This is a genomic window from Mycobacterium sp. NGS64 (assembly GCF_059812245.1).
This window is the reverse complement of record NZ_JCALCI010000001.1, coordinates 1,186,032-1,204,946: the sequence shown is the minus strand read 5'-3', so window position 1 is coordinate 1,204,946 and position 18,915 is coordinate 1,186,032. Positions and strand designations below refer to the sequence as shown.

General features: G+C 70.2%; 15 protein-coding genes and 1 pseudogene. 8 read left to right on the top strand and 8 right to left on the bottom strand.

The window, feature by feature from the left end; translation table 11 throughout:
* On the top strand, positions 1 to 1,338 hold the full coding sequence (aftC, locus tag AC5Y4S_RS06035) for an arabinofuranan 3-O-arabinosyltransferase (RefSeq protein WP_500030995.1): 1,338 nt from the start codon (positions 1 to 3) through the stop codon (positions 1,336 to 1,338).
* Between the two features lie 9 nt (positions 1,339 to 1,347).
* Positions 1,348 to 1,758, top strand: coding sequence for a peptide-methionine (R)-S-oxide reductase MsrB (gene msrB, locus AC5Y4S_RS06030; RefSeq protein ID WP_500030993.1), 411 nt, complete (start codon positions 1,348 to 1,350; stop codon positions 1,756 to 1,758).
* A 187-nt stretch (positions 1,759 to 1,945) separates the two neighbouring features.
* Here the strand turns inward: msrB and AC5Y4S_RS06025 are convergent, their stop codons facing one another.
* Complete coding sequence (locus AC5Y4S_RS06025) at positions 1,946 to 3,436, bottom strand: PE family protein (protein ID WP_500030991.1); 1,491 nt, start codon at positions 3,434 to 3,436, stop codon at positions 1,946 to 1,948.
* Positions 3,437 to 3,638: 202 nt separating this feature from the next.
* Between AC5Y4S_RS06025 and AC5Y4S_RS06020 the strand changes: the two genes are divergently transcribed.
* Positions 3,639 to 4,919 carry an amidohydrolase family protein gene (locus tag AC5Y4S_RS06020; protein ID WP_500030987.1) on the top strand — a complete coding sequence of 427 codons (1,281 nt, stop codon included), beginning with the start codon at positions 3,639 to 3,641 and terminating at the stop codon, positions 4,917 to 4,919.
* On the opposite strand, the gene AC5Y4S_RS06015 is transcribed toward AC5Y4S_RS06020, so the two are convergent.
* The 4 genes from AC5Y4S_RS06015 to hemE are packed head-to-tail and all read right to left on the bottom strand — an operon-like array spanning position 4,916 to position 8,846.
* Positions 4,916 to 5,665 carry a class I SAM-dependent methyltransferase gene (locus AC5Y4S_RS06015; protein WP_500030985.1) on the bottom strand — a complete coding sequence of 250 codons (750 nt, stop codon included), beginning with the start codon at positions 5,663 to 5,665 and terminating at the stop codon, positions 4,916 to 4,918. The two genes, AC5Y4S_RS06020 and AC5Y4S_RS06015, sit on opposite strands and share 4 nt — an antisense overlap.
* A gap of 21 nt (positions 5,666 to 5,686) precedes the next feature.
* Positions 5,687 to 6,394, bottom strand: coding sequence for a hydrogen peroxide-dependent heme synthase (gene hemQ, locus AC5Y4S_RS06010; protein WP_500030983.1), 708 nt, complete (start codon positions 6,392 to 6,394; stop codon positions 5,687 to 5,689).
* A gap of 5 nt (positions 6,395 to 6,399) precedes the next feature.
* Positions 6,400 to 7,764: a protoporphyrinogen oxidase gene (locus AC5Y4S_RS06005; RefSeq protein WP_500030981.1), complete on the bottom strand. Its 1,365-nt coding sequence runs from the start codon at positions 7,762 to 7,764 to the stop codon at positions 6,400 to 6,402.
* Positions 7,761 to 8,846: a uroporphyrinogen decarboxylase gene (hemE, locus tag AC5Y4S_RS06000; RefSeq protein WP_068107312.1), complete on the bottom strand. Its 1,086-nt coding sequence runs from the start codon at positions 8,844 to 8,846 to the stop codon at positions 7,761 to 7,763. The genes AC5Y4S_RS06005 and hemE overlap by 4 nt, the downstream gene beginning before the upstream one ends.
* Before the next feature lie 57 nt (positions 8,847 to 8,903).
* On the opposite strand from hemE, the gene AC5Y4S_RS05995 reads away from it, so the two are divergent.
* The 3 genes and pseudogenes from AC5Y4S_RS05995 (at position 8,904) to AC5Y4S_RS05985 (ending at position 11,759) form a co-directional block, all read left to right on the top strand.
* A complete protein-coding gene (locus AC5Y4S_RS05995) occupies positions 8,904 to 9,710 on the top strand; it encodes an enoyl-CoA hydratase/isomerase family protein (RefSeq protein ID WP_500030979.1) in 807 nt (268 codons plus the stop codon).
* A 119-nt stretch (positions 9,711 to 9,829) separates the two neighbouring features.
* Positions 9,830 to 10,465 (top strand): annotated as a pseudogene (locus AC5Y4S_RS05990) (DUF3000 domain-containing protein).
* Between the two features lies 1 nt (position 10,466).
* Positions 10,467 to 11,759 carry an HRDC domain-containing protein gene (locus AC5Y4S_RS05985; protein WP_500030976.1) on the top strand — a complete coding sequence of 431 codons (1,293 nt, stop codon included), beginning with the start codon at positions 10,467 to 10,469 and terminating at the stop codon, positions 11,757 to 11,759.
* A gap of 94 nt (positions 11,760 to 11,853) precedes the next feature.
* Here the strand turns inward: AC5Y4S_RS05985 and dxs are convergent, their stop codons facing one another.
* Entirely contained in the window at positions 11,854 to 13,767 is a 1,914-nt protein-coding gene (gene dxs, locus AC5Y4S_RS05980; RefSeq protein WP_500030973.1) for a 1-deoxy-D-xylulose-5-phosphate synthase, read from the bottom strand.
* A gap of 53 nt (positions 13,768 to 13,820) precedes the next feature.
* On the opposite strand from dxs, the gene AC5Y4S_RS05975 reads away from it, so the two are divergent.
* Positions 13,821 to 14,264, top strand: a complete 444-nt coding sequence (locus tag AC5Y4S_RS05975) for a CBS domain-containing protein (RefSeq protein ID WP_500030970.1) — start codon at positions 13,821 to 13,823, stop codon at positions 14,262 to 14,264.
* 25 nt (positions 14,265 to 14,289) lie between these two features.
* Positions 14,290 to 15,576, top strand: coding sequence for an ArsB/NhaD family transporter (locus AC5Y4S_RS05970; RefSeq protein ID WP_500030968.1), 1,287 nt, complete (start codon positions 14,290 to 14,292; stop codon positions 15,574 to 15,576).
* An 82-nt stretch (positions 15,577 to 15,658) separates the two neighbouring features.
* On the opposite strand, the gene AC5Y4S_RS05965 is transcribed toward AC5Y4S_RS05970, so the two are convergent.
* Together AC5Y4S_RS05965 and AC5Y4S_RS05960 are read right to left on the bottom strand one after the other, a co-directional pair.
* Entirely contained in the window at positions 15,659 to 16,876 is a 1,218-nt protein-coding gene (locus tag AC5Y4S_RS05965; protein WP_500032178.1) for a class I SAM-dependent RNA methyltransferase, read from the bottom strand.
* Positions 16,873 to 18,867 (bottom strand): APC family permease, encoded by a 1,995-nt coding sequence (locus tag AC5Y4S_RS05960; protein ID WP_500030966.1) that lies wholly within the window; start codon positions 18,865 to 18,867, stop codon positions 16,873 to 16,875. Before AC5Y4S_RS05960 ends, AC5Y4S_RS05965 begins: the two co-directional genes overlap by 4 nt.
* Between the last annotated feature and the right edge of the window lie 48 nt (positions 18,868 to 18,915).

Below are 18,915 nucleotides of genomic sequence, written 5' to 3'. Positions count from 1 at the left end.
GTGACGGCAGCTGACTCGACCCGAACCGGCCTGCGCGATTCGCTGCTGGCCGCGTTCCGTCCCCGCACCGGCGCACCCAGCACCGCGACGATCGTGCGGTCGGTGTTGTGGCCGTTGGCCATCATGTCGGTGCTGCACCGCAGCATCATCCTCACGCTCAACGGCAACATCACCGACGATTTCAAGCCGGTCTACCGGGCGGTGCTGAACTTCCGGCGCGGCTGGGACATCTACAACGAGCACTTCGACTACGTCGACCCGCACTACCTGTATCCGCCCGGCGGCACGCTGTTGATGGCGCCCTTCGGGTACCTGTCCTTCACGCCGTCGCGGTATCTGTTCATCGGAATCAACACCGTCGTGATCCTGCTCGCCTGGTACCTGCTGCTGCGGTTGTTCAAATTCACGCTGTCCTCGGTGGCCGCGCCCGCTCTGCTGCTGGCCATGTTCTGCACCGAAAGCGTGACGAGCACGCTGGTGTTCACCAACATCAACGGCTGCGTGCTGCTGGCCGAAGTGCTTTTCCTGCGGTGGCTGCTGGACGGCCGGGTGGGCCATCAGTGGTGGGCGGGGGCGGTCATCGGGCTCACGCTGACGCTCAAACCCGTGCTGGGGCCGCTGCTGTTGCTGCCGCTGCTGAACCGCCAGTGGCGAACGCTGGTGCCCGCGATCGTCGTCCCGGTCGTCATCAACGCGGCCGCGTGGCCGTTGGTCAGCGACCCGATGGACTTCGTCACCCGCACGCTTCCCTACATCGGGGGCGTCCGGGACTACTTCAACAGCTCGATCGAGGGCAACGGGGTGTACTTCGGGCTGCCCACCTGGCTGATCGTGTTCCTGCGGGTCCTGTTCACGCTGCTCGCGATCGGCGCGCTGTGGCTGCTGTACCGCTACTACCGCACCCGGGACCCGCTGTTCTGGTACACCAGCTCGTCGGGCGTGCTGCTGCTGTGCTCCTGGCTGGTGCTGCCGCTGGCCCAGGGCTATTACTCGATGATGCTGTTCCCCTTCTTGATGACGGTGGTGCTGCCGAACTCGCTGATCCGCAATTGGCCGGCGTGGCTCGGTGTCTACGGATTCCTGGCGCTGGACGACTGGCTGATCTACCAACACATGCGGTACGGCCGCGCGCTGCACTACCTCAAGATCACCTACGGCTGGTCGCTGCTGCTGATCGTGGTGTTCACAGTGCTGTACTTCCGCTACCTGGACGCCAAGGCCGAAAACCGGCTGGACGAGGGCATCGATCCGGCGTGGGTGCCCGTTGACCGCGAGCGCGACGCGGTGATCGCAAGCGCGGCGGAGCCGGGCGCAGCGGGTCACCGCCATTCGAGCTAGCGTGGACGCATGACTAGCCCCAAGCTGCAGCTGACCGACGACCAATGGCGCCAGAAGCTCAGCCCCGAAGAGTTTCACGTGCTGCGCCAGGCCGGCACCGAGCGGCCGTTCACCGGTGAGTACACCGACACCAAGACCGAGGGCATCTATCAGTGTCGGGCCTGCGGCGCCGAATTGTTCCGCAGCACAGAGAAATTCGAGTCGCACTGCGGCTGGCCGTCGTTCTTCGACCCGGCGAACTCCGACGCGGTGATCCTGCGCCCCGACCACTCGATGGGGACGACGCGCACCGAGGTGCTGTGCGCGAACTGCCACAGCCACCTGGGCCACGTGTTCGCCGGCGAGGGCTATCCGACGCCGACCGATCAGCGGTACTGCATCAACTCGATCTCGCTGCGCCTGGTGCCGACGGGCGCGTAGGGCGTTCTCCGGTTGCGGGATGTGCCGCTGTGCCCGCCTCAGAGCGACAACGCAATGTGCCGTGCGCGGGTGCCCGCGCGGCGCCCCCGCGAGTTGTCGCTGTGAGGCGGGCAGAAAGCCAACCCCGACCGTCCGGTGACAAAAGTGACGGGTGAGGCGTGAATCCCTCGGCCGGCGCGCCCGGCGCCTATACCCCGTCCATCCCGGGCTGACCGAACAGGCTGCCGCCCGCGCCGCCCCGGCCGGGCGTGCCCGGGGTGGGGCCGCCCCCGGCGCTGCCGCCGTTGCCGCCGTTGCCGACCAGCACGGCGACGCCGCCGTTCCCGCCGTTGCCCCCGGTGACCAGGCCCTCGCCGCCGGCGCCACCCACCCCGCCGTTGCCGATCGGCCCGGCGTTGCCGCCGGTCCCGCCGTTCCCGCCGGTCGTGTAGCCGAACCCGCCGATTCCGCCGGCCCCGCCCGAGCCGTTGAACCCGGCGCCGTTGCCGCCCGCGCCGCCATCACCGCCCGTGGTGGCGCCGACGCCGCCCCGGCCGCCGGCCCCGCCGGCGCCCTGGAAGGGGTTGGAGTCGCCGCCGTTGCCGCCTTGACCGCCATGGCCGGTGACCCCCGTGCCGCCTGCGCCGCCGAGGCCGCCGTTACCGGAGATTCCGCCCGCGGTGCCGCCGTTACCGCCGTTGCCGCCGTTGCCCATGACGCCGGTTCCCCCGGCGCCGCCGATCCCGCCGCCGCCTTCGAACGGACCGCCCGTGCCGCCGTTGCCGCCGTTGCCGCCGTCACTCGTGCTGCCGGTGCCCCCGGGGCCGCCGGGTCCACCGTTGCCCCACAGCAGGCTGCCGCCGCCGGCACCGCCGTTGCCACCGGTTCCGCCGTCTCCGCCGGGGCCACCGAACCCGCCGGAGCCCAGCAGTCCGCCCATCCCGCCGGGTCCCCCGGTCCCGCCGACGCCGTTGGGCCCGGCGGGCCCGCCGGCGCCACCGGCGCTGCCGTGGGTCTGGTCGGGTCCGCCGAAGCCGAGCAGCCCGCCGGCCCCGCCGGGGCCGCCGTTGCCGCCCTGGGTGAGCCCGTACCCGCCGGTGCCGCCGGTGCCGCCGCCGCCGAACAGCACCCCGGGCCCGCCGGCCCCGCCGTTACCGCCGACGCCCGTCGGGCTGGCGCCGCCGGCTCCGCCCGGGCCGCCGACGCCGAACAACCCGGCGGCCCCGCCGTTGCCGCCCGGCGCCCCGGGGGTGGTGCTGTTGCCGCCGGCCCCGCCGTTGCCGACCAACAGCCCGCCGGGCCCGCCGGGTTGGCCTATCCCGCCGACGGTCCCGCCATTGGCGCCGTTGCCGATCAGCGGTCGCCCCAACAGCGCCAGCGTGGGGGCGTTGATGGCGTCGAGCAGGCTGCCCTGCACGTTGGCGGCCTCGGCGCCGGCGTACGCGGCCATGCCCGACGCCACGTTCTGCACGAACTGCGTGTGAAAGGCCGCGACCTGGGAGCTCAGCGCCTGGTATTCCTGCGCCTGCGCGGAGAACAGCTCCGCGACCGCGGCCGACACCTCGTCGGCGCCCGCCGCGACCACGCCCGTCGTCGCGGCCGCCGCGGCCGTGTTCGCGGCGCTGATCGCCGAACCGATGCCGGCCAGGTCGTTGGCCGCGGCCATCACCGACTCGGGGGCCGCGATCACGAACGACATGGGATACCTCCCCTATCCGATGCGCCATGACCACGAGGTCATTTCCCCCGGCGCCGCCGGTTTTCGGCAGGAGCGCAGCCTAACCGTTTGGGCCGCGACATGCGGGGTTTGGCGCGAAGACCGAGCTCGACGAACGCTTTCGCCGCCGTTGCGGCTGCGGTACCGTCGCACCAACGGTAAGGGAATCGGGAAGCGGGCGAACATGAACAAGGACGGCATGATCCTGATCAGCGTCGACGACCACATCGTCGAACCGCCGGACATGTTCAAAAACCACCTACCCAAGAAGTACGCCGACGAGGCACCCCGGCTGGTGCATAACCCGGATGGCAGCGACAGCTGGCAATTTCGCGATGTGGTGATTCCCAACGTGGCACTCAACTCGGTGGCGGGCCGGCCGAAGGAGGAATACGGGCTCGAACCGCAGGGTCTCGACGAGATCCGCCCGGGGTGCTGGCAGGTCGACGAGCGGGTCAAGGACATGAACGCGGGCGGGATTTTCGCCTCGATCTGTTTCCCGACGTTTCCGGGGTTCGCCGGCCGGCTGTTCGCCACCGAGGACCACGACTTCGGCCTGGCTCTACTGCGGGCCTACAACGACTGGCACGTCGAGGAGTGGTGCGGGGCGTACCCGGCGCGGTTCATCCCGATGTGCCTGCCGGTGATCTGGGACGCCGAGGCGTGCGCGGCCGAGGTGCGCCGCAACGCCGAACGCGGGGTGCACGCGTTGACATTCAGCGAAAACCCTTCGGTTTTGGGCTATCCCAGCTTTCACGACGACTACTGGACGCCCCTGTGGAAAGCGTTGGTCGACACCGACACGGTGATGAACGTGCACATCGGTTCCTCGGGGAAGCTGGCGGTCACCGCGCCGGACGCGCCGATGGACGTGATGATCACCCTTCAGCCGATGAACATCGTGCAAGCCGCCGCGGATCTGCTGTGGTCGGCGCCGATCAAGAAATACCCCGACCTCAAGATCGCCCTCTCCGAGGGCGGCACCGGGTGGATCCCGTATTTCCTGGAGCGCGCAGACCGCACCTACGAGATGCACTCGGCGTGGACCCACCAGGACTTCGGCGGCAAGCTGCCCAGCGAGGTGTTCCGCGAGCACTTCCTGACGTGCTTCATCAGCGACCACGTCGGGGTGCAGCTGCGCCACCAGATCGGCATCGACAACATCGCGTGGGAGGCGGACTATCCGCACAGCGACTCGATGTGGCCCGGTGCGCCCGAAGAACTCTGGGATGTCCTTCGCGCCCATGACGTTTCGGAAACCGACGTCAACAAGATGACGCACGAAAACGCCATGCGATGGTACTCGTTCGACCCGTTCCCGGCCCACCCGCGCGAGCAGGCCACGGTGGGCGCGCTACGCCGGACGGCCGAAGGCCATGACGTGTCGATCCGCGCCCTCAGCCATCACAAGAAGGGCGAACGGGTGTCCAACGCCCTGGCCGAGGCGACCCGCGGCAACAGTTAGTCCACCCGGGTGGCGTGCACCTCCCAGAACGGGGCGTGCACCCGGCCGTTCACCAGCCACGGCTCCATCGCCCGGAACCTTTCCAGCATCGGCTGCACCTGGTCGGCCATGTCCGGGTTACGCGCGGCCATCATCTCGATCGACTCGGCGCTGATGTTGACCAGATAGGTCGTCGGGCCCAGGTAGGTGATCTCCCAGCCGTTGGCCGGCAGCACGTCGCGAAAGTCGCTCTCGGACAACGACCGCATCATCTTGAAGCCGTTGATGTCGTGCTCGCCGAACTCGAACATGTACAGCCGCGCCCCCGGCTTGGTCGCCCGGTGCAGCGCGCGCGCATACGACTGCTGCATCTCGGGCTCGGTGCTGAACGTGTGGTAGAAGGCGCAGTCGACGACGGTGTCGAACCGGCCGTCGAACCCGTCCAATTTCGTGGCGTCGGCCACCTCGAAATTGACTGACACCCCGGCCTTTTGGGCGTTTGCGCGGGCCCGTTCGATCGCGGCCTCCGAACCGTCGATGCCGGTAGCGGAGTAGCCCTTGGACGCGTAGTAGATCGCGTGGTGGCCCGGGCCGGTGCCCGGGTCGAGCACCTCGCCCTTGACCGCGCCGAGGGCGACCAGCCGCTGGACCACCGGCTGCGGGCCGCCGATATCCCAGGGCGTGGCGGCGGGCAGCCCGTGCGACATCCGGTCGTCGCGGTACATCTCCTCGAAGCGGGTGGGATCGGTCGGGTCAAACGTGGTCATCTCTCCCCCTCGATTTCGGCTTTACGGCAACGAGTTCACAAGCTGCTCGACCGGCACCCGAGGCCCGGTGAAGAACGGCGTCTCGGCCCGGGTGTGCCGGCGGGCGTCGGTGGCGCGCAGCTCGCGCATCAGGTCCACGATGCGGTCCAGCTCCGGGGCCTCGAAAGCCAGGATCCACTCGTAGTCGCCCAGCGCGAACGCGGGCACGGTGTTGGCGCGGACGTCCTTGTACTCGCGGGCGGCCATGCCGTGTTCGGCGAGCATGCGGCGGCGCTCCTCGTCGGGCAGCAGGTACCACTCGTAGGACCGCACGAACGGATACACGCAGATGTAGGCGCCGGGCTCCTCGCCGGCCAGGAACGCCGGAATGTGGCTCTTGTTGAACTCGGCGGGCCGGTGCAGCGCGACGCTGCTCCACACCGGCGAGCAGGCGCGGCCCAGCGTGGTGGTGCGCCGGAAGTCGGCGTAGGTCGCCTGCAGCGCCTCGACGCGTTCCGCGTGGGTCCAGATCATGAAGTCGGCGTCGGCGCGCAGGCCCGCCACGTCGTAGAGGCCGCGCACCACGACACCGCGCTCCTCCTGCTGCTTGAAAAACGTCGTCGCGTCGTCGATCACGGCCTCGCGATCGTCGCCGAGCTCGCCCGGCCGGACCGAGAACACCGAGAACATCAGGTAGCGCAGTTGCGAGTTCAGGGCCGCAAAATCAAGTTTGGAGTCGAGTTTGGCCATGGCATCTATCGTGCCACTTCCGCTTGTAGGGCCTCGACCGCGCGCCCGGCCGCCCCGATGCAGGCCGGCACGCCGATCCCGTCGAGGTAGCTGCCGGCCACGGCGAGGGTCGGCGGCAGGCCGGCGCGCACCTCGGCCACCACCTCGGCGTGGCCGGGGCCGTACTGCGGCATGGCGTCGAGCCAGCGCTTGACGCGGGCGTCGACGGGGTCGACGGTCAGCCCGAACACGTCGACCAGGTCGCTGAGCGCCCAGCCCAGCAATTCGTCGTCGGGGGTGCCGCCCACGGAATTTTCTGGGTCGTCGCCTGCCCGCCCGAACGACAGCCGCAGCTGCTGGGTGTCCCCGCGTGTGCCCCACTTGCGTGACGACAGCGTGATCGCCTTGGCGCGCAACGGTTCTCCGCTCGCGACCAGGACCCCGGAGCACTGCGGGAACGGGGTGTCGACGGGCACGGCGAGCGCCACCACCGCCGACGACGCGCTCTCGATCCGGCGCGCCGCGGCGGCGGTGCGCGGGGCGACCTCGTCGAGCAGGGCCGCCACCCGCGGGGCCGCAACGGCCAGGATCACCGCGTCGGCGGGCCAGCGGGCGCCGGTGTCGTCGAGCAGCGACCAGCCCGGCCCGGCGGGGTCGAGCCGTTGCACCGCGGCCCGGACCCAGCGCGGCCGGGCCCGCCCGACCAGCTCGTCGAGCAGCACCTGGTAGCCGCCGTCGATCGCCCCGAACACCGGCGCGCCGGTGGCCGGCGGCAGCGCCTGCCGGACGGCGTCGGTCAGGCTGGCGGCGCCGCGGTCGAGGGCCGCCGCCACGCCCGGTGCGGCCGCGCGCAGGCCGATCGTCGCGGCCGAGCCGGCGTACACCCCGCTGAGCAGGGGGTCCACCGACCGGGCCACCACCTGCGCGCCGAACCGGTCGCCGACCAATTCGGCCACCGCGGGATCGCTGCCGGGCTGCCAGCCCAGCGGGCGGGTCGGTTCGGCGTCGATGCGCGCGAGCGTCGCCTCGTCGACCAGACCCGCCATCGACGCCGCCGACGACGGGATCCCGACGACCGTGCCGGCGGGCAACGGGTGCAGCCGGTGGTCGCTGTAGATCAGCGGGCGGGCGCCGGTGGTGCCGATCTGGCGCGCGGACAGGCCCAGTTCGGCAAGCAGCGCCGGCATCTCGGGGCGGCGCAGCACGAACGCCTCGGCGCCCAAATCCATCGGCCGGCCGCCGACGTGTTCGGTGCGCAGGATGCCGCCGAGCCGGTCGGCGGGATCGAACAGGGTGATGCTCGCGTCCGCGCCGGCGGCCGCGCGCAGCCGGTATGCCGCCGTCAGACCCGAAATACCGCCGCCCACAACACAATACGACGGGGCGGTCATAGCGAGTGGACCAGCGCAACCAGGTCGGTCAGCACGCCGGGGTCCGTCTCGGGCAGCACTCCGTGCCCGAGGTTGAACACGTGGCCGGCCGCGCCGGCGTCCACCGCGCGGCGCCCGTCGTCGATGACCGCCCGCGCGGCGCGTTCGGCCACCGGCCAACCCGCCAGCAGCACCACCGGGTCGAGGTTGCCCTGTAGCGCCGTGCCCGGTTCGACCCGGGCGGCGGCGTCGACCAGCGAGGTCCGCCAATCCACCCCGACGGCGGTGCACTGGCCGGGTTTCATGCCGCACTTCAGCGCCGCGGACATGGAACCCAGCAGCTCGGCCGTCCCGACCCCGAAGTGCGTCATCGGCACCCCGTATTCGGACAGGGTCGCGAAAACCCTTGAGCTGTGCGGCAACACGTATCGGCGGTAGTCGGCCAGCGACAGCGTCCCCGCCCACGAGTCGAACACCTGGATGGCGTCCACGCCGGCCTCGAGTTGCCCGCGCAGGAACGCGACGGTGAGGTCGGTCAGCTTCGACATCAGCTCGTGCCAGCTGGCCGGCTCGGCCAGCATCATCGCCTTGGTGCGCGCGTGGTTGCGGCTGGGTCCGCCTTCGACGAGATAGGACGCCAGCGTGAACGGCGCGCCGGCGAAGCCGATCAGCGGCACGTCGCCCAGCTCGCCGACGAGCAGCGAAACCGCCTCGCAGATCGGCCGGATCGCCTCGGGGTCAAGGGGTTTGAACGCGTCGATGTCGGCGTCGGTGCGCACCGGGTGCGCGATCACCGGCCCCACGTCGGCGACGATGTCCAGGTCGACGCCCGCGGCCCGCAGCGGCACCACGATGTCGGAGAACAGGATCGCCGCGTCGACCCCGTGGCGGCGGATCGGCTGCAGCGTGATCTCGGCGGCCACCTCGGGCTCGAAGCAGGCCGCCAGCATGCTGTGCCGTTCGCGCAGCGCGCGGTACTCGGGCAGCGAGCGACCGGCCTGCCGCATGAACCACACCGGCACCCGGCCGGGCTTGCGCCCGGAGACGGCGGCCAGGTACGGCGACTCGGGGAGGTCGCGACGCGTAGGCGCAGGGTTGTTCATCGGCCTCAATGCTGCCACGACGGCTTGTCGACATCGCCGCTGCGTAACATCACGCCAATGCCGATCAGTTACGACGAGTTCCCCAGCCTGCGCTGCGAACCCAGCGAGAGCGGCGTACTGACCCTGGTTCTCGACGCGCCGGGGCTGAACTCGGTCGGGCCACAGATGCACCGCGACCTGGCCGACATCTGGCCGGTGATCGACCGCGACCCCGCCGTGCGCGTCGTGCTGGTCCGCGGCGAGGGCAGGGCGTTCTCCTCCGGCGGCAGCTTCGACCTGATCGACGAGACCATGGCCGACTACCAGGGCCGGATCCGCATCATGCGCGAGGCCCGCGACATGGTGCTCAACATGGTCAACTTCGACAAGCCGGTGGTCTCGGCCATCCGCGGGCCCGCCGTCGGCGCCGGCCTGGTGGTGGCGCTGCTCGCCGATATCTCGGTGGCCGGCCGGACCGCCAAGCTGATCGACGGGCACACCAAGCTCGGGGTGGCCGCCGGCGACCACGCCGCGATCTGCTGGCCGCTGCTGGTCGGGATGGCCAAGGCCAAGTACTACCTGCTCACCTGCGAGACGCTGCTCGGCGAGGAAGCCGAGCGCATCGGACTGGTCTCCACCTGCGTCGACGACGACGACGTCCTGGCCACCGCGACGCGGGTGGCCGAGGACCTGGCCCGCGGCGCGCAGGACGCGATCCGCTGGACCAAGCACAGCCTCAACCACTGGTACCGGATGTTCGCGCCCGCCTTCGAAACGTCGCTCGGCCTGGAATTCCTCAGTTTCAGCGGTCCCGACGTCCGGGAGGGCCTCGCCGCGCACCGCGAGAAGCGCCCGGCCCGATTCAACCGGGAGACGACGCCCTGATCAGGCACGACGCCCGCTGTGGGGCTCCGAAAACGGGTGGTAACGGCTTGGTCGCGACGGCGGCGAAACTCGGCGCGCCTGTTTCGGCGTGTCGGGTGATGGGTCTAGCGTCGAACGCTGTGACCCGCGCCTGTGACGATGCGGAGCGGGAGCGACGAGGAGGAGCGGCGCCGTTGACCTCGACTGAACCGGCCCCATTCCGCGAGGCGGTGGCGGCGATGAATGCCGTCACCGTGCGGCCGGAGATCGAGCTGGGCCCGATCCGCCCTCCGCAGCGCCTGGCGCCCTACAGCTACGCACTGGGCGCCGAGGTCAAGCACCCCGAGCTCGAGATCGTCCCGGAACGCTCCGAGGGCGACGCGTTCGGCCGGCTGATCCTGCTGTACGACCCGGACGGCGCCGACGCGTGGGACGGGACGATCCGGCTGGTCGCCTACATCCAGGCCGACCTGGACCCCAGCGAGGCGGTCGACCCGCTGCTCCCCGAGGTGGCGTGGAGCTGGCTGGTCGACGCGCTGGAGTCGCGCCTCGAGCACACCACGGCACTGGGCGGCACCGTCACCGCCACCACGTCGGTGCGCTACGGCGACATCTCCGGACCGCCGCGCGCCCACCAGCTGGAGCTGCGGGCGTCGTGGACCGCCACGACCCCCGACGTCGGGGCGCACGTCGAGGCGTTCTGCGAGGTGCTCGAGCACGCCGCGGGCCTGCCGCCGTCCGGGGTCACCAACCTGAGCTCTCGCTCACGCGCCTGACATGGGCGAACCGGGGGCCCCGGGGGCCGATAGCACCGCGCCCGGCAAAACCCCTGAAGCCACCCCGCTACTGCACCCCACCCAGGGGGTCCCCGACCTTGCGGTGAGCGTCCGTGAGATCGAGCAGGCCGCGCGGCTCCTGGACCGCGGGCGGGGCCCGTTCGCGGTGGACGCCGAGCGGGCGTCGGGCTTCCGCTACTCCAACCGGGCCTACCTGATCCAGATCCGGCGGGCCGGGGCCGGCACCGTGCTCATCGACCCCGTCAGCCACGGCGGCGACCCGCTGACCGCGCTGCGGCCCGTCGCCGAGGTGCTGGGCACCGACGAATGGATCCTGCACTCCGCGGACCAGGACCTGCCGTGCCTCGCCGAGGTGGGCATGCGGCCGCCGGCGCTCTACGACACCGAGCTCGCGGGACGGCTGGCCGGCTTCGAACGGGTGAACCTGGCCACCATGGTCGAGCGGCTGCTGGGGCTCGGGCTGGCCAAGGGCCACGGCGCGGCCGACTGGTCCAAGCGCCCGCTGCCCGCCGAGTGGCTCAACTACGCGGCGCTGGACGTGGAATTGCTCATCGAGCTGCGCGCGGCGATCTCCGACGTGCTCGACGAGCAGGGCAAAAGCGGTTGGGCCGCAGAGGAATTCGACTACTTGCGCGAGGTGGGCGCCCGCGACGCCGCCCCGGTGGTGAAGCGGGACCGCTGGCGCCGGACGTCGGGCATCCACCGGGTGCGCGACCGGCGGGGCCTGGCGGCGGTTCGCGAACTGTGGACGGCGCGCGACCGCATCGCGCAGCGCCGCGACATCGCACCCCGGCGGGTGCTGCCGGATTCGGCCATCATCGACGCCGCCCTGGCCAACCCGAAGACGGTCGAGGACCTGGTCGCGTTGCCGGTGTTCGGCGGGCGCAACCAGCGCCGCAGCGCCGAGATCTGGCTGGCGGCGCTGGAGGCGGCCCGGCAGACCCAGGACCCGCCCGACGAGGCCGAGGCCCCCAACGGGCCGCCGCCGCCGTCGCGGTGGGGCAGGCGCAAGCCGGAGGCCGCGGCGCGGCTGGAGGCCGCGCGGGCCGCGCTGGGGGAAGTGTCGGAGCGGGTGCACGTCCCCACCGAAAACCTGGTCGCGCCCGATCTGGTGCGACGGCTGTGCTGGGACTGGGAACCGGCTCCGGACCCGGACGAGGCCGTCGACGCGTTTCTGCGGGCCGGGCAGGCGCGGGCGTGGCAGCGACGACTCGTGGACCCGCCGTTGGCCCGGGCGTTGCAGCCGCCGGAAGACGCCGACGACGATCGTTGAGTGTGAATCGTGGGCATTGCGTGTGAGCCCTGGGCGCAAAAATCGGCGAGATCCCGCCGTGAGCACCCAGTGAAAGCCCTGAATGCACACCCGACTAGTCGAGGTGCTCCGGAATCTCGGCCTCGGCGACGCTGCTGCCCAGCGCCGCCACCCAACCGGTGATGCGGCGGGCGATGTCCTGGTCGGTCAGCCCGAAATCTGCGAGCACCTCACCGCGCGAGGCGTGCTCGTAGAACTGCTGCGGCAGGCCGACGTCGCGGCAGGGCGTGTCGATCTCGGCGCGCCGCAGGGCGGCCGAGACGGCCGACCCCACGCCGCCGTTCACACCGTTGTCCTCGCACGTGACGACGAGCTTGTGCTGGGCCGCCATCTCGACGACGCCGTCGGACACCGGCAGCACCCAGCGCGGGTCGATCACGGTCACGCCGATGCCCTGGTTGTGCAGCCGCTTGGCCACACCCAACGCCATCGGCACGAACGCGCCGACGCCGACGAGCAGCACGTCGTGGTTCAGCCCTTCGGCGGGCAGCGCCAGCACGTCCACCCCTGAGCGACGCTCGACGGCCGGAATATCTTCTCCCACATCGCCTTTCGGGAAGCGGATCGCCGTCGGCCCGTCACTGATGTCGAGGGCCTCGCCGAGCTCTTCGCGCAGCCGGGTCGCGTCGCGGGGCGCGGCCACCCGGATGCCGGGCACGATGTTCAACATCGACAGGTCCCACATGCCGTTGTGGCTGGCGCCGTCGTTGCCGGTGACCCCGGCCCGGTCGAGCACCATGGTGACGGGCAGCTTGTGCAGCGCCACGTCCATCATGATCTGGTCGAAGGCACGGTTGAGGAACGTCGAATAGATGGCCACCACCGGGTGCATGCCGCCCATCGCCAGGCCGGCCGCCGACGTCATCGCGTGCTGCTCGGCGATGCCGACGTCGAACAGGCGATCCGGGAACTGTTGGCCGAATGCCGTCAGCCCGGTGGGGCCGGGCATCGCCGCGGTGATCGCCACGATGTCACGGCGCTTGCGGGCGTAGCCGATGAGCGCGTCGGAGAACGTCGCGGTCCAGCCGGGCCCGGCGATCTTGGTGGCCTGGCCGGTGGCCGGGTCGATCACTCCGCAGGAATGCATCTGCTCGGCCTCGTCGTCCAGGGCCGGCCCGTAGCCCATGCCCTTGCGGGTGACGACGTGCACGATCACCGGGCGCCCGAAGCCGCGGGCGTGGCGCAGCGCCACCTCGACCGCGCGCTCGTCGTGCCCGTCGACCGGGCCGACGTACTTCAGGCCCAGGTCGGTGAACAGCAGCTGCGGCGACAGCGAGTCCTTGATGCCGGCCTTGACGCTGTGCATGAAGCGATAGGCGATCTGGCCGAACAGGGGGAACGAGCGGACCGCGTCGCGGCCCTTTTCCAGCATGTGCTCGTAGGCGGGCTGCAGCCGCAGGGTGGCCAGGTGGTCGGCGACGCCGCCGATGGTGGGCGCGTAGCTGCGGCCGTTGTCGTTGACGACGATGATCACCGGGCGGCGCGACGCGGCGATGTTGTTCAGCGCCTCCCAGCACATGCCGCCGGTGAGCGCGCCGTCGCCGACGACGGCCACCACGTGCCGGTTGCGGTGCCCGCTCAGCTCGAACGCCTTGGCCAGGCCGTCGGCGTAGGACAGCGCCGCGCTGGCGTGGCTGGACTCGACCCAGTCGTGTTCGCTCTCGGCGCGCGACGGATACCCCGACAGGCCGCCCTTTTTGCGCAGGCTCTCGAAGTCCTGGGCGCGCCCGGTCAGCATCTTGTGGACATAGGCCTGGTGGCCGGTGTCGAAGATGATCGGGTCGTGCGGCGAGTCGAAGACCCGGTGCAGCGCGAGCGTCAGCTCGACGACGCCGAGGTTGGGCCCGAGATGGCCCCCGGTCGCAGCGACCTTGTGGATCAGGAACTGCCGAATCTCGGCTGCCAGATCGCGGAGCTGCTGTTGGGAGAGGTACTGCAGATCAGCGGGCCCGCGGATCTGTTCCAGCATCCCGTTAGTCTACGCAGCCGCGGCCGGATCACGACCCGACTATTGTTCCCCCCATGCGCGCGGAGGAACTCGCCGAGGACTTCCCGGTCGTGACGGTCGACTCAGACGCCCTCGACGCCGCCCGCCTGCTCGCCGAGCACCGGCTGCCCGGGATCGTGGTCACCGACGGGTCCGGCAAGCCCTCCGCGGTGCTGCCGGCCTCCCAGGTGGTCCGGTTCATCGTCCCGAGGTACGTGCAGGACGACCCCTCGCTGGCCGGGGTGCTCAACGAGTCCATGGCCGACCGCGCCGCGGACAAGCTGAGCGGCAAGACCGTCGGGGACATGCTGCCCGACCACCTCACCAACGTGCCGTGGGCCCACGCCGACGACACCATCATCGAGGTCGCCGCGGTGATGGCCCGGCTGCGCAGCCCCCTGATCGCCGTGGTCAAAGACCAGGCGTTGGTCGGCGTCATCACGGCATCGCGTCTGTTGGCCGCGGCACTCAAACACTAAAAGCCTTGAGCATCCGGGACAGTCGATGAGCGTCGTGGCGGTCGTCGTGTTCGTCGTCGCCTACGCGCTGATCGCCAGCGACCGCGTCAACAAGACCCTGGTCGCGCTCACCGGCGCCGCGATCGTCGTCGCCATGCCGATCATCAACTCCGATGACGTCTTCTACTCGCATGAGACCGGAATCGACTGGGACGTCATCTTTTTGCTGCTGGGGATGATGATCATCGTCAGCGTGCTGCGCCAGACCGGCGTGTTCGAGTACGTCGCGATCTGGTCCGCCAAGCGCGCCCGCGGCTCTCCCCTGCGCGTGATGATCCTGCTGGTGCTGGTCACCGCGATCGCGTCGGCGCTGCTCGACAACGTCACCACGGTGTTGCTGATCGCGCCGGTGACCCTGTTGGTGTGTGACCGGCTGGCGATCAACGCGGCGCCGTTCCTGATGGCCGAGGCGTTCGCCTCCAACATCGGCGGCACCGCGACCCTGATCGGCGACCCGCCCAACATCATCATCGCCAGCAAGGCCGGCCTGACGTTCAACGACTTCCTCTTGCACCTGACGCCGCTGGTGATCATCGTGATGGCCGTCCTGATCGTGTTGCTGCCCCGCCTTTTTCGCGGTTCGTTCGCCGTCGACCCCGAGCGGGTTGCCGACGTGATGTCGCTGGAAGAGAAGGAGGCCATTCGCGATCACCGGCTGCTGATCGCCTGCGGCGTCGTGCTGGCGGCGGTGTTCGCGGCGTTCATCGCCCATTCGGCGCTGCACATGGAGCCCTCCATCGTCGCGCTCTTGGGCGCCGGGATCCTGATCGTCGTGTCGCGGCTGGAACATTCCGACTACCTGTCCAGCGTCGAGTGGGAGACGCTGCTGTTCTTCGCCGGGTTGTTCGTCATGGTCGGCGCGCTGGTGAAGACGGGCGTCGTCAAGCAGCTGGCGCACTTGGCGATCACGGCGACCGGCGGCAACACCCTGTTGGCCACCATGGTGATCCTGGCCGCGTCGATGTTGATCAGCGGGGTCGTCAACAACGTTCCCTACGCCGCGACGATGGCGCCCATCGTCGCCGACCTGGTCCCGGCGCTCGGAGACCACGTCAACCCCGGGGTGTTGTGGTGGGCGCTCGCGATCGGGACCGATTTCGGCGGCAACCTGACCGCCGTCGGCGCCAGCGCCAACGTCATCGTGCTCGGGCTCGCCGCGCGCGCCGACAACCCCATCTCGTTTTGGGAATTCACCCGCAAGGGCGCGGTCGTCACGGCGATATCCGCCGCGCTGTCGGCGCTTTACCTGTGGCTGCGGTATTTCGTGTTCTGAACAATTCGCGCCGAGACTGCGTACAGATCGCACGAAACGCCCTCGGGCGCGCTCTGAGCGCAGTCTCGACGCGGAACTTCACCTAAAGCGTCAGCAGCGCCACACACTCGGTGTGGTGGGTCAGCGGGAACGCGTCGAAAACCTTGATCTTCTCGACGGTGTAGCCGTGGCCGCGATACAGGCCGATATCGCGCGCGAAAGACGCTGCCTCGCAGCCGATGTGGACCACGCGCGGCACCCCGGCCGCGGCCAGTAGGTCGATGACGTCGCGCCCGGCGCCGGCGCGCGGCGGATCCAGCACGGCGACGTCGGCTTTCGAACCGCGCTGGGTGGCCAACGCCCGGCGGACCGAGTCGGTGACGACGTCGACCTGCGGCAGGTCGGCCAGCGCGGTCCGCGCGGCCCGCGTCGCCGAGCGCGAGGTGTCGACGGTCACGACCCGCCCCGACTCCCCCACCGCGTCGGCGAGCGTGGCGGCGAAAACGCCGGCGCCGCCGTAGAGGTCCCACACGGTCATGCCGGTGACGGGTTGCGCCCAGTCGGCGACCAGGCCGCTGTAGACCGCGGCCGCGTCCCGGTGTGCCTGCCAGAACGCGGTCACCGGCACCCGCCAGGAGCGCCCGCCCACCCGCTGCACCGCCTCGTAGCTGCCCTCCGCCACGGCGGTCGCGGTTTGCCCGCCGTGCCGCAGGGTGCGCACCACGTGGCGCCGGCCGTCGTCGTCGACGGCCACGTGCAGCTGCGCGCCGGCCGGCCACGCGGCCCCGGACGAATCATGGGCGAGGCCGTCCAGCATCCCCGGCGGCAGCTGCGCACAACGCAGGTCGGTCACCAGCTCGTCGCTGTGGTACCGGTGGAAGCCGGGCCGGCAATCCGCGCCCACGTCCAGCCGCACCCGGGTGCGCCAACCCGTCGGGCCGGAGTCCGACAGCGGCTCGGCGCCCTCGGCGCCGCTCCACTGGTGACCGCCCAGCCGTTGCAGCTGATTGGCCACGACGTGGGCCTTGAGCGCGCGGGCCGCCTCCGGCGCGGCGAACGCGAGGTCGCAGCAGCCGGCGCCGCCGACGCCGGCAATGGGGCACATCGGCTCGACCCGATCGGCGGACGGCTCGATCACCTCGAGAGCCTCTGCGTGCCAATAGGATCCGCGCTCGGCGGTGACACGCGCCCGCACCCGCTCGCCGGGCAGGGCGTAGCGGACGAACACCACCCGGCCCTCGTGATGCGCCACGCAGCTGCCCCCGTTGGCCGGGGCGCCGGTCACCAGCGTCAGCGTGTTGGGCTTCAATGCCGTGCTCAGTCGAAGATTCCGCGTCGGGCGTCGCCGGGTGCGGCGTGCGGCTGCAGCGCCCTGAGCCGCTCCGACGAATTCAATTGCCACGGAACGGAAGTCACCATCACGTTGGGCATGAACAGCAACCTGCCTTTGAGCCGCAGCGCGCTTTGGTTGTGCAGCACCTGCTCCCACCAATGGCCGACGACGTACTCGGGGATGAATACCGTCACCACGGTCCGCGGCGAATCCTTGCTGACCCGCTTGACGTAATCGAGTATCGGCCGGGTGATTTCACGGTAGGGCGAGGCAATGACCTTGAGCGGCACACTGATGTCGCTTTCCTCCCACTTGTGCACCAGGTCTCGGGTTTCGGCGTCGTCGACGCTGACGGTGAGGGCCTCCAGTGTGTCCGGACGGGTGGCGCGCGCGTAGGCGATCGCGCGCAGCGTCGGCAGGTGCAGCTTGGACACCAGCACCAGGGCGTGGTTGCGGCTCGGCAGCACGACGTCGTGCTGGGCGGCCTCCTGCTCCTCCAGCTCCCGGCTGACCGTGTGGTAGTGCTTGCGGATCAGCTTCATCATCAAGAACAGCAAGCCCATCGCGAAGAGGGCGATCCACGCCCCCGCGACGAACTTGGTGATGAGGACGACCAGCAACACCGCGCCGGTGCAGATCAACCCGACCGTGTTGACCACCCGCGAGCGCATCATCCTGCGCCGCACCCGAGGGTCGGTCTCGGTGCGCAGCAGGCGGGTCCAGTGCCGGACCATGCCGATCTGACTCAGCGTGAACGAAATGAACACGCCGACGATGTAGAGCTGGATCAGCGCGGTCACCTCGGCGCGGAAGGCGATGATCGCCAGCAGCGCGGCCCCGGACAGGAACAGGATCCCGTTGGAGAACGCCAATCGGTCGCCGCGGGTGTGCAATTGGCGCGGAAGGTAACTGTGCTGCGCCAGAACCGAACCCAGCACCGGGAACCCGTTGAACGCGGTGTTGGCCGCCAGCACCAGGATCAGGGCGGTGACCGTGGCGATCAGCAGGAAACCGATGTGAAAACTGCCGAACACGGTCTCGGCCAGCTGCGTGACCAGTGTCTTCTGGTAGTAGTTCGGCGGGGCGCCGCCCAGTTGGGTTGCGGGGTCCTCGACGAGCTGGACGCCGATCTTCTGGGCCAGCACGATGATGCCCATCAGCAGGGTCACCGCGATGGCGCCCAGCATCATCAGCGTCGTCGCCGCGTTGCGCGACTTGGGTTTTTGAAAAGCCGGCACCCCGTTGCTGATCGCCTCGACACCCGTCAGCGCCGCGCACCCGGAGGAGAACGACCGCGCCACCAGGAACGCCAACGCCAAACCGACGATCTGGCCGTGCTCGGCATGCATTTGGAAGCCGGCGGACTCGGCCCGCAGCGGGTTGCCCAGCACGAAAATGCGGAACAGGCCCCAGCCGATCATGGCGAGAACCCCGACGATGAACGCGTAGGTCGGGATGGCGAAGGCCACCCCGGACTCCCGGATCCCGCGCAGGTTCAGGGCCATCACCAGCAGGATGGCCGCGACGCAGAACAGCACCTTGTGCTGCGCCACGACCGGGATCGCCGAGCCGATGTTGGACATCGCCGACGCCGTCGAAACCGCAACGGTGAGAACGTAATCCACCATCAGGGCGCTGGCGACGACCAGACCGGCGGTGTCGCCGAGATTGGTGGTGACCACCTCGTAGTCGCCGCCGCCCGACGGGTAGGCGTGCACGTTCTGGCGGTAGCTGGCGACCACCACCAGCATCACCGCGGCCACGGCGAGACCGATCCAGGGCGTCAGCGCGTAGGCGGTGACCCCCGCGACCGAGAGCATCAGGAAGACTTCCTCTGGCGCATAGGCCACCGAGGACAGCGCATCGGAGGCGAACACCGGCAAGGCGATCCGTTTGGGCAGCAGTGTGTGACTCAGCCGGTCGCTGCGTTGAGGCCGGCCGATGAGCAGCCGACGCGCAGCGGTCGAAAGTTTGGACACGAGAGCCAAGAGTAAGCCCACCCGGGCTTGCTAGCGTTTCGTAGGCAA

Coding starts and splice junctions, on each gene's coding strand:
- hemQ (WP_500030983.1), bottom strand. CDS start 6,394: ATGGCCAAACTCGACTCCAAACTTGATTTTGCGGCCCTGAACTCGCAA.
- msrB (WP_500030993.1), top strand. CDS start 1,348: ATGACTAGCCCCAAGCTGCAGCTGACCGACGACCAATGGCGCCAGAAG.
- AC5Y4S_RS06025 (WP_500030991.1), bottom strand. CDS start 3,436: ATGTCGTTCGTGATCGCGGCCCCCGAGTCGGTGATGGCCGCGGCCAAC.
- AC5Y4S_RS06015 (WP_500030985.1), bottom strand. CDS start 5,665: ATGACCACGTTTGACCCGACCGATCCCACCCGCTTCGAGGAGATGTAC.
- AC5Y4S_RS06005 (WP_500030981.1), bottom strand. CDS start 7,764: ATGACCGCCCCGTCGTATTGTGTTGTGGGCGGCGGTATTTCGGGTCTG.
- AC5Y4S_RS05970 (WP_500030968.1), top strand. CDS start 14,290: ATGAGCGTCGTGGCGGTCGTCGTGTTCGTCGTCGCCTACGCGCTGATC.
- hemE (WP_068107312.1), bottom strand. CDS start 8,846: ATGAACAACCCTGCGCCTACGCGTCGCGACCTCCCCGAGTCGCCGTAC.
- AC5Y4S_RS05985 (WP_500030976.1), top strand. CDS start 10,467: ATGGGCGAACCGGGGGCCCCGGGGGCCGATAGCACCGCGCCCGGCAAA.
- AC5Y4S_RS06020 (WP_500030987.1), top strand. CDS start 3,639: ATGAACAAGGACGGCATGATCCTGATCAGCGTCGACGACCACATCGTC.
- AC5Y4S_RS05995 (WP_500030979.1), top strand. CDS start 8,904: ATGCCGATCAGTTACGACGAGTTCCCCAGCCTGCGCTGCGAACCCAGC.
- dxs (WP_500030973.1), bottom strand. CDS start 13,767: ATGCTGGAACAGATCCGCGGGCCCGCTGATCTGCAGTACCTCTCCCAA.
- AC5Y4S_RS05975 (WP_500030970.1), top strand. CDS start 13,821: ATGCGCGCGGAGGAACTCGCCGAGGACTTCCCGGTCGTGACGGTCGAC.